Here is a 7141-nt window from a genome sequence, read left to right as displayed (position 1 = left end):
GGGCCGGCGCCGCCGCAGGGGCTGCCGCCGGGCGTGGGGGCGCAGGTGCCGCCGCCCGAGCCGCCACCGCCACCGCCAAGGTCGATGCCGCCGCCCGTGCCGGGGGCGCAGCTTTGCACGGTGGGGTCGCATTTGCCGGAGCCGCCGCCCAGGTTGGGGGCGGCAGCCGCCAGGGTGGGCATGGCCTGGGCCAGCAGTGCGGCGAGGCATAGCAAGGCGCTGCGCAGCAGCGTGTGCCGTGGGTGCATGTGAGTTTCTCCCTCGGGATTTTTAGGAATCTCGGGCAGGAGGCGGCCATGCGTCTGGCGGGGAGCTGGTGGAGGCAAGCCTGTGTCCGGGTTGCCGGTCAATCTAGGCAGCTGCGGCGTGCTTGTCTCTAGGAATAGTCTGTTTCTGCGGCCCAAAGGGAGGAATGGGGCGGAAATGGGGCTGGCGTGGGGCTGTGGCGCAACGGAATGCGGCCGCCCGCATGCCCCACAATCCCCGCCAAAGGAGTGCACGGGCAATGGACAGATGGCAGGCCATGCGGGTGTTTTGCGGCGTAGTGGATGCGCAGGGCTTCACGGCGGCGCAGGACAGGCTGGGCATGACGCATTCGACCGCCTCGCGCCATGTCAAATGGCTGGAGTCGGAACTGGGCACGCAGCTGCTGCAGCGCAATTCGCGCGGGCTGAGCCTGACCGAGGCGGGGCGCAGCTACTACCTCAGCTGCGTGCAGTTGCTGGAGCAGCTCGATGCGGCCGAGGCCGCGCTGGCCGTGCGCCGCGCACGCGTGGCGGGCGTGCTGCGCATCACGCTGCCGCTGGCCGTGGGCGCCATCGAGCTGGGCGACTGGCTGCCCGAGTTCGAGCAGCAATTCCCGGATCTGGAGCTGCAACTGCTGTGCACCGACCGGCTGGTGGACCTGGTGGCCGAGGGCGTGGATGCAGCCGTGCGCATCAGCCGGCAATTGCCGGACAGTGGACTGCAGGCGCGGCTGCTCACGCATTCGCCTCTGGTGCTGGTGGCTTCGCCCGCCTATCTGATGCGCCACGGGGTGGTGCAGGCGCCAGAGCAACTGGCCGCGCACCGCGCCCTGGCCTTTGCTGCGGGTCCGGCCCAGTTGCGCTGGAGCGTGGTGTCCGGGCAGGGCGCTGTCACCGAGGTCCAGCCGCTAGCGGCATTGCGCACCGATTCGGTGGCCACCATCTTCGAGGCCGCACGCGCGGGGCGGGGCATTGCGGCGCTGACCTGGCATACCGTGCGCTCGGCCATCGAGCGCGGCCAGCTGGTGCGGGTGCTGCCCTGTTTTCATCTGGGGCAGTACAGCTACCACGCGCTGTATCCGCGCACGCGGCATCTGCGCCCGGCCGTGCGTGCCTTCGTGGATTTCATGGCACGGCGCTATCGGCAGGGGCCGGGGGACTGAGCATGGTGTTCTGGAGCCGGCCGCTCGATGCGCAGGAACAGGCCTTTGTGCGCACGCACTTCGGCGCCTCGCTGGATGCGCTGCTGCCGCGCATGCGCCTTTATCTGCGCCGCCTGGGCGACACGCGCAGGGCGCTGTCCATGAATGGCGGGCGCATCTTCATGCCGCGCGCCTTTTTCATGCAGTCCGATCCGCGCCAGCCGCTGCGCCTGTCGCATCCGCAGATCGCAGGCATCTTTGCCCATGAGCTGCTGCACCAGTGGCAGCGCCTGCAGGGCATGCCCGTCACGCGGCAGTCCGCCTGGCTGCAGTTCAAGGCGCTGTGCATGCGCGGTGATCCCTATGCCTACGAGCGCTGCGACGATCCCCGGCGCATGCTGCAGCGTTTTGTCCATGCCCAGGTGGAGCAGCAGGGCCAGATGTGGGAGGACCATGTGCGCGCCTGCGTGGCGGGGCAGGGCGATGCGGCGGGCGCCCTGATCGCGGCCCACGTGCGGGGCACGTGAGTCAGCTGGGCTGGATGCTCAGTGCTTCGATCAGGTCATGGGCCGACACATCGCGCGCCGCGCCAAATCCCGCCACGTGCCGGGCGATGGATGGCGTGATGCAGACAAAGCGGAAGTCGCCCAGATCGGTCATGAACGCGGCTTCGGGGAAGCGCAGCACATAGCTGTCGCGCGCACCATCGGCCAGCACGCTGCCGGGCGGCGGCGTGCTGGCCACGCCTTCAATGGCCACGCGCTCCAGTGCATGCACGCCCTCGCCGTCCACTTCGGCCGCGCACACCAGCAGGCTGACGGCCGGGTGCAGCTCCATGGCCCGCGTGTGCGCTGCCAGTGCGCTGACGTGCAGCACAAAGCAGCCAAACTGCGCATTCCAGGCCCAGGGCACCATGGACAGACGGGGAGCGGGCAGTGCATCGCCAGTCCCGGGGGCAGGGGAGTCGGCGGGCTGGGTGGCCAGGGCCGCGCTGCGGCGGCGGGCCAGCAGATCGCGCAGCGACAGCTGCAGGCGGGACAGGTGGGGCATGGCGGGCGTGGAGGGCGTGGAGGGCATGGCGCCATCGTACCCGTGGCGTACTTGTGGCGTGCGCGTGGCCGGCTTGCGAAAGCACAAGGCGAGTTGCGGTGGCACCGGTATGCCATGGGCGCTCAAGCGTCACTTTGGCGACGATTCCCTGGGGCCTTCCCCAATGCCGGGAACCGGGTGTGCGCCTAGCCTCGCTGGCAAGGCGGATTGCCGCCGTCCGATCCACTCACCGACCATTCAACGCCCATCCGTCCATGTCGACCCTGCCCGCGCACCACGCCTTCTGGCCCAGCCGTCTGCCCCATTCCATCACCGTGCCCGCCACCAGCGTATGGGAGAACCTGGCCGTCAACGCGCGCCGCTATCCCGACAAGCCGGCCATCCGCTACTTCGGCAGCTCCATCAGCTACCGCGAGCTGTGCGAGGGCACGGAGCGCATGGCGGCCTACCTGCACAGCCTGGGCGTGCAGCGCGGCGACCGCGTGATCCTGCTGATGCAGAACACGCCTCAGCTCATCCTGGCGCACTACGCCATCTTCCGCGCCAATGCCGTGGTGGTGCCGGTCAATCCCATGAACATGGCCGAGGAGCTCAAGCACTACATCACCGACGCCGACGCCAAGGTCGCCATCACCACGGCCGACCTGGCCCCCGAACTGGCCAAGGCCAGCAATGCGCTGGCGCCCGGCCAGCGGCTGGAGCACCTGGTCGTCACCCAGTTCACGGACGCCTTCGATGCCGGGGTGCAGGGCGACGATGCGCCGCCTGCGCAGTGGCACGACTGGCTGCTCACCCGGCGCGAGCCGGCTGTGCTGGAGGGCGGCGGCGTCCACACCTGGCAGCAGGCCCTGGCCTGTACCGACGCCGCGCCGCCCCATGTGGTGGGCCGCGACGACATGGCCGTGCTGCCCTACACCAGCGGCACCACGGGCCATCCCAAGGGCTGCATGCACCCGCACCGCTCCATCAACCACAACGCCGTGGCGGGCAGCTACTGGGGCAGCGGCACCAGCGAGGCGGTCGTGCTGGCGGTGGTGCCCATGTTCCACATCACGGGCATGGTGTCGGTGCTGCACACGGCCATCTTCATGGGTGCCACCGTGGTGGTCATGCCGCGCTGGGACCGCGAGCTGGCCGGGCGGCTGATCTCGCGCTACCAGGTCACCAGCTGGACCAACATCCCCACCATGGTCATCGACCTGCTGGGCAGCCCCAACTTCGCTCAGTTCGACCTCACCAGCCTCAAGTACATCGGCGGCGGCGGCGCGGCCATGCCCCAGGCCGTGGCCCAGCGCCTGCTGGAGCAATACGGCCTGCGCTTTTGCGAGGGCTACGGCCTGACCGAGACCGCTGCGCCCACGCACAGCAACCCGTCCGAGCACCCCAAGCAGCAGTGCCTGGGCATTCCCTTCATGAGCACGGAGGCGCGCGTCATCGATCCTGACACCGGTGCCGAAGTGCCCCAGGGCGAGCAGGGCGAGATCGTGGTCCACGGGCCCGAGGTCTTCGACGGCTACTGGAAGCGCCCCGACGCCACGGCCCAGGTCTTCATGGAGATCGACGGCAAGCGGTTCTTTCGCACCGGCGACCTGGGCCACGTGGATGAGGACGGCTACTACTTCATCACCGACCGCCTCAAGCGCATGATCAACGCCAGCGGCTTCAAGGTCTGGCCGGCCGAGGTCGAATCGCTGATGTTCCGCCACCCCGCCATCCAGGAAGCCTGCGTGATCTCCACGCGCGACGCCTACCGGGGCGAGTCGGTCAAGGCCGTCGTCGTGCTGCGTGCCGGCAAGGAAGACACCACGGCCGAGGACATCATCCAGTGGTGCCGCGAGAACATGGCCGTCTACAAGGCGCCCAAGGTGGTGGAGTTCGTCAAGGCCCTGCCCAAGAGCGGCAGCGGCAAGGTGATGTGGCGGCAGTTGCAGGAGGCGCAGGCGTAGCCCCGCGGGCAGTTCCCATCCATGGGCAAGTCCCACACGCGCTTGCCCAGGGCGCCGTGGGGCTGTTTGCTGCAGGGGCTCTGCAAAGGCTGCGCGCGCATCTATGATCGCGCGCCAGATACGAACACCGCAGCGCACAGCACATGCATAGATTTCCTGGGACCGCTGCCACGGCCGTGGCAGCTTTTTTTTGGGTTTCCGTTCCCGTCCCCGTTGTCGCGCACGAACTGTGCACCATCGTCGCCGACGCCGACACGGGCCAGTCCCTGGTGCACAGCGGCCCGGCCTGCGCCGAGCGGGTCACGCCGGCGTCCACCTTCAAGATCGCCATCAGCCTGATGGGCTATGACGCCGGCATCCTGCAGGACGAGTCCCGGCCCGCGTGGCCGTACCAACCGGAGTATCCGGACTGGGGTGGGGATGCCTGGCGGCGCGATATCACGCCCCAGGCGTGGATGAAAGACTCGGTGTTCTGGTACTCGCAGCAGGTGGTGATGCGTCTGGGCCAGCAGCGCTTTGACGCCTACGTGAAGGCCTTCCGCTATGGCAACGAGGATGTCTCTGCCGTGCCAGTGGCCGACCCGGGCCACAACGGCGTGTGGGTGGTGTCTTCGCTGCGCATCTCGGCGGCCGAGCAGGTGGCCTTCATGCGCAGGATCGTGCGCCGGGAACTGTCTGTGAGCAGTCAGGCCATCGACATGACTGCGCGCATCACCCGGCACCCCGTGCCTGTGGACGGCTGGACCGTGCATGGCAAGACGGGCACGGGCTCGCCGGGCAGCGACAACCGCTACGACGCCAGCCGGGCCTATGGCTGGTACGTGGGCTGGGCCACCAAGGACCAGCGCAGGCTGGTGTTCGCCACGCTGATCCAGGACGAGCAGGCGCAAAAGCCCAATGCCGGCCTGCGCGCCCGCGATGCCCTGCTGCAGCGACTGCCTGCCGTGGACCGCTGACAATGCACGGGCCGTTCCTTTTCCGTACACCTTCCGCACACGAGCGACAGACCGACACCCGATGAAGACCATTGACGAAATGCTGAACCTGGACCTGCTCACCCCCGAGCAGCACGTTGAGATCAGCGACTGGATTGCCCGCGCGAATTCCCCCGAAGAAATACTGCAGATGCCCGCCCCTCTTTGGCAGGCCGTGGAGCGGGCCAGCGAGGCCATGGGCGTCAATGCCGATCTTCTGCGGCCGCCCTCGCTGGATGCGGGCGGCGCGGTCTTCGGATAAAGCGTGCTACGCCTCGTCCCGGACCCCTTTCCCGGCTTTCGCGGGCACATCAAAGTGCATAGCACGCTCTAGGGCGGGCGCCGCAGTTCACCATCCCATCATCGACCGGTGCGCGCCAATGCCGGCCATGGCGCCATCGCTCACGGCCATGGCCACGTTGCCGGCCGCGCGGGCCGCGTCGCCACAGGCGAACACGTTGGGGACGCTGGTGGCCTGGCCTTCCGCGACCTTGACGAAGGGACCCATGGGGCCTTCTTCCAGGGCGCAGCCCAGCTGTTCGGCCACGGGGCTGGCGATGCGGGTGCGCGGCTGGGTGAACAGGCCATCCATGACCAGGCGGCGGCCGTCCTGCAGCAGCACGTCGGCCCGGCCTTCCAGGCGGGCGATGGGGGTGGCCTCCACCTGCGTGCCGCGGCGTGCGAAGGCGGCCAGCTCATCGGCACTTGGCGCGTAGGCGCCGTTGAGCAGCAGGGTGGTCTGGCCCCAGTCGGGAAGCATGACGGCGTGGTGATGGGCCAGGGCCGAGCTGGCAATGATGCCGATGCGCCCCGCATTCATCTCGTAGCCGTGGCAGTACGGGCAATGGAAGACGCTGCGGCCCCAGCGCTCGGCCAGTCCCGGCACGGGCGGCAGGCTGTCATGCACGCCCAGCGCCAGGACGAGGCGGGCAGCGCTGATGGCGGTGCCCGCTGCATGGAACTCCAGCCGGCCATCAGGCGCCACGCGGGCGTCCTCGGCCGTGCCGTCCAGCCACTGCACGGTGGGGTAGGCCATCAGCTGCTGCCGGGCCTGGGCGGCGATCTGGGCGGGGGCGACGCCATCCTGGGTGAGAAAGCCGTGCGATGTTTCGCCGGCCTGGTCCACGAAGCGGTTGCGCCGCAGCCCGGCATCGACCACCAGCACCTGGCGGCGCGCACGCGCCAGTTGCAGGGCGGCGGACAGGCCGGCATAGCTGCCGCCGATGACGGCGAAATCAATGTGTTTCATGCTGGTGCTCCTGCAGTTGGTACCAGCCCTGGCCGCCCGCTGCGCGGTGGCGCGCCAGGCGGGCATGGAAGTCCTGGGACAGGGCAGCCAGCGTCACCGAGCCCAGGCGCGCGAGCAGGGCGGCCTCGGCCTGCTGCACCGCGTTGCTCAGCGCTTCGTTCACGGCCTGGGCGACCAGGCATTCGGGCCGGTCTTCCCTGAAGCCCAGCGACACCAGATCAGGGGCGCCCAAGGCTTCATGCACGTCGCGCAGCGTGGTGCGGTCCAGCTCGCAAGACAGCACCCAGCCCCCGCCATGGCCTTTGGCGGAGGTGACAAGGCCTGCATCGCGCAGGCCCGACATCAGCCGGCGCAGCACGACCGGGTTGGTCTGCAGCGCGGCGGCGAGCATGTCGGAGGTGGCAGGTCCATCGCCCTCGGCCATGTGCAGCAGCACATGCAGGACGTCCGAGAATTGGCTGTTCTGTTTCATGCAACATTATTTGTTGCATGAATGTGGCCTTGTTTCGCGAAGGGATATGGACCTGCCGTCCGG

General features: G+C 68.8%; 8 protein-coding genes and 1 pseudogene. 5 read left to right on the top strand and 4 right to left on the bottom strand.

Annotated features, from left to right (window positions below; translation table 11 throughout):
* Positions 1-248: pseudogene (locus PO605_RS29740) on the bottom strand (hypothetical protein); the annotation flags it as partial.
* Positions 249-505: 257 nt separating this feature from the next.
* Between PO605_RS29740 and PO605_RS29735 the strand changes: the two are divergent.
* Positions 506-1408: a LysR family transcriptional regulator gene (locus PO605_RS29735; RefSeq protein WP_016453252.1), complete on the top strand. Its 903-nt coding sequence runs from the start codon at positions 506-508 to the stop codon at positions 1406-1408.
* Between the two features lie 2 nt (positions 1409-1410).
* Positions 1411-1914: a hypothetical protein gene (locus tag PO605_RS29730; protein WP_043790241.1), complete on the top strand. Its 504-nt coding sequence runs from the start codon at positions 1411-1413 to the stop codon at positions 1912-1914.
* Position 1915: 1 nt separating this feature from the next.
* Here PO605_RS29730 and PO605_RS29725 read toward each other — a convergent pair whose 3' ends face one another.
* Positions 1916-2437, bottom strand: a complete 522-nt coding sequence (locus PO605_RS29725; protein WP_061289642.1) for a pyridoxamine 5'-phosphate oxidase family protein — start codon at positions 2435-2437, stop codon at positions 1916-1918.
* Positions 2438-2691: 254 nt separating this feature from the next.
* Here PO605_RS29725 and PO605_RS29720 point away from each other — a divergent pair, with 254 nt between their 5' ends.
* The 3 genes from PO605_RS29720 (at position 2692) to PO605_RS29710 (ending at position 5619) form a co-directional block, all read left to right on the top strand.
* Complete coding sequence (locus PO605_RS29720) at positions 2692-4383, top strand: long-chain fatty acid--CoA ligase (protein WP_272207299.1); 1692 nt, start codon at positions 2692-2694, stop codon at positions 4381-4383.
* Between the two features lie 143 nt (positions 4384-4526).
* Positions 4527-5339, top strand: a complete 813-nt coding sequence (blaOXA, locus tag PO605_RS29715) for a class D beta-lactamase (protein ID WP_061289601.1) — start codon at positions 4527-4529, stop codon at positions 5337-5339.
* Between the two features lie 61 nt (positions 5340-5400).
* Entirely contained in the window at positions 5401-5619 is a 219-nt protein-coding gene (locus tag PO605_RS29710; RefSeq protein WP_012206342.1) for a hypothetical protein, read from the top strand.
* 87 nt (positions 5620-5706) lie between these two features.
* Here the strand turns inward: PO605_RS29710 and PO605_RS29705 are convergent, their stop codons facing one another.
* Together PO605_RS29705 and PO605_RS29700 are read right to left on the bottom strand one after the other, a co-directional pair.
* Positions 5707-6606, bottom strand: coding sequence for an NAD(P)/FAD-dependent oxidoreductase (locus tag PO605_RS29705; RefSeq protein WP_154834026.1), 900 nt, complete (start codon positions 6604-6606; stop codon positions 5707-5709).
* Entirely contained in the window at positions 6593-7078 is a 486-nt protein-coding gene (locus PO605_RS29700) for an Rrf2 family transcriptional regulator (protein WP_016453247.1), read from the bottom strand. The genes PO605_RS29705 and PO605_RS29700 overlap by 14 nt, the downstream gene beginning before the upstream one ends.
* Positions 7079-7141 lie beyond the last annotated feature (63 nt).

It is taken from the genome of Delftia sp. DT-2, assembly GCF_028401915.1.
Taxonomy (GTDB): domain Bacteria; phylum Pseudomonadota; class Gammaproteobacteria; order Burkholderiales; family Burkholderiaceae_C; genus Comamonas; species Comamonas tsuruhatensis.
This window is presented reverse-complemented; position numbering and strand designations above follow the sequence as displayed.

What these genes read in the sequence shown, in the direction of transcription:
- PO605_RS29735 (WP_016453252.1), top strand. Translation starts at nt 506, where the DNA reads ATGGACAGATGGCAGGCCATGCGGGTGTTTTGCGGCGTAGTGGATGCG.
- PO605_RS29730 (WP_043790241.1), top strand. Translation starts at nt 1,411, where the DNA reads ATGGTGTTCTGGAGCCGGCCGCTCGATGCGCAGGAACAGGCCTTTGTG.
- PO605_RS29725 (WP_061289642.1), bottom strand. Translation starts at nt 2,437, where the DNA reads ATGCCCCACCTGTCCCGCCTGCAGCTGTCGCTGCGCGATCTGCTGGCC.
- PO605_RS29720 (WP_272207299.1), top strand. Translation starts at nt 2,692, where the DNA reads ATGTCGACCCTGCCCGCGCACCACGCCTTCTGGCCCAGCCGTCTGCCC.
- blaOXA (WP_061289601.1), top strand. Translation starts at nt 4,527, where the DNA reads ATGCATAGATTTCCTGGGACCGCTGCCACGGCCGTGGCAGCTTTTTTT.
- PO605_RS29710 (WP_012206342.1), top strand. Translation starts at nt 5,401, where the DNA reads ATGAAGACCATTGACGAAATGCTGAACCTGGACCTGCTCACCCCCGAG.
- PO605_RS29705 (WP_154834026.1), bottom strand. Translation starts at nt 6,606, where the DNA reads ATGAAACACATTGATTTCGCCGTCATCGGCGGCAGCTATGCCGGCCTG.
- PO605_RS29700 (WP_016453247.1), bottom strand. Translation starts at nt 7,078, where the DNA reads ATGAAACAGAACAGCCAATTCTCGGACGTCCTGCATGTGCTGCTGCAC.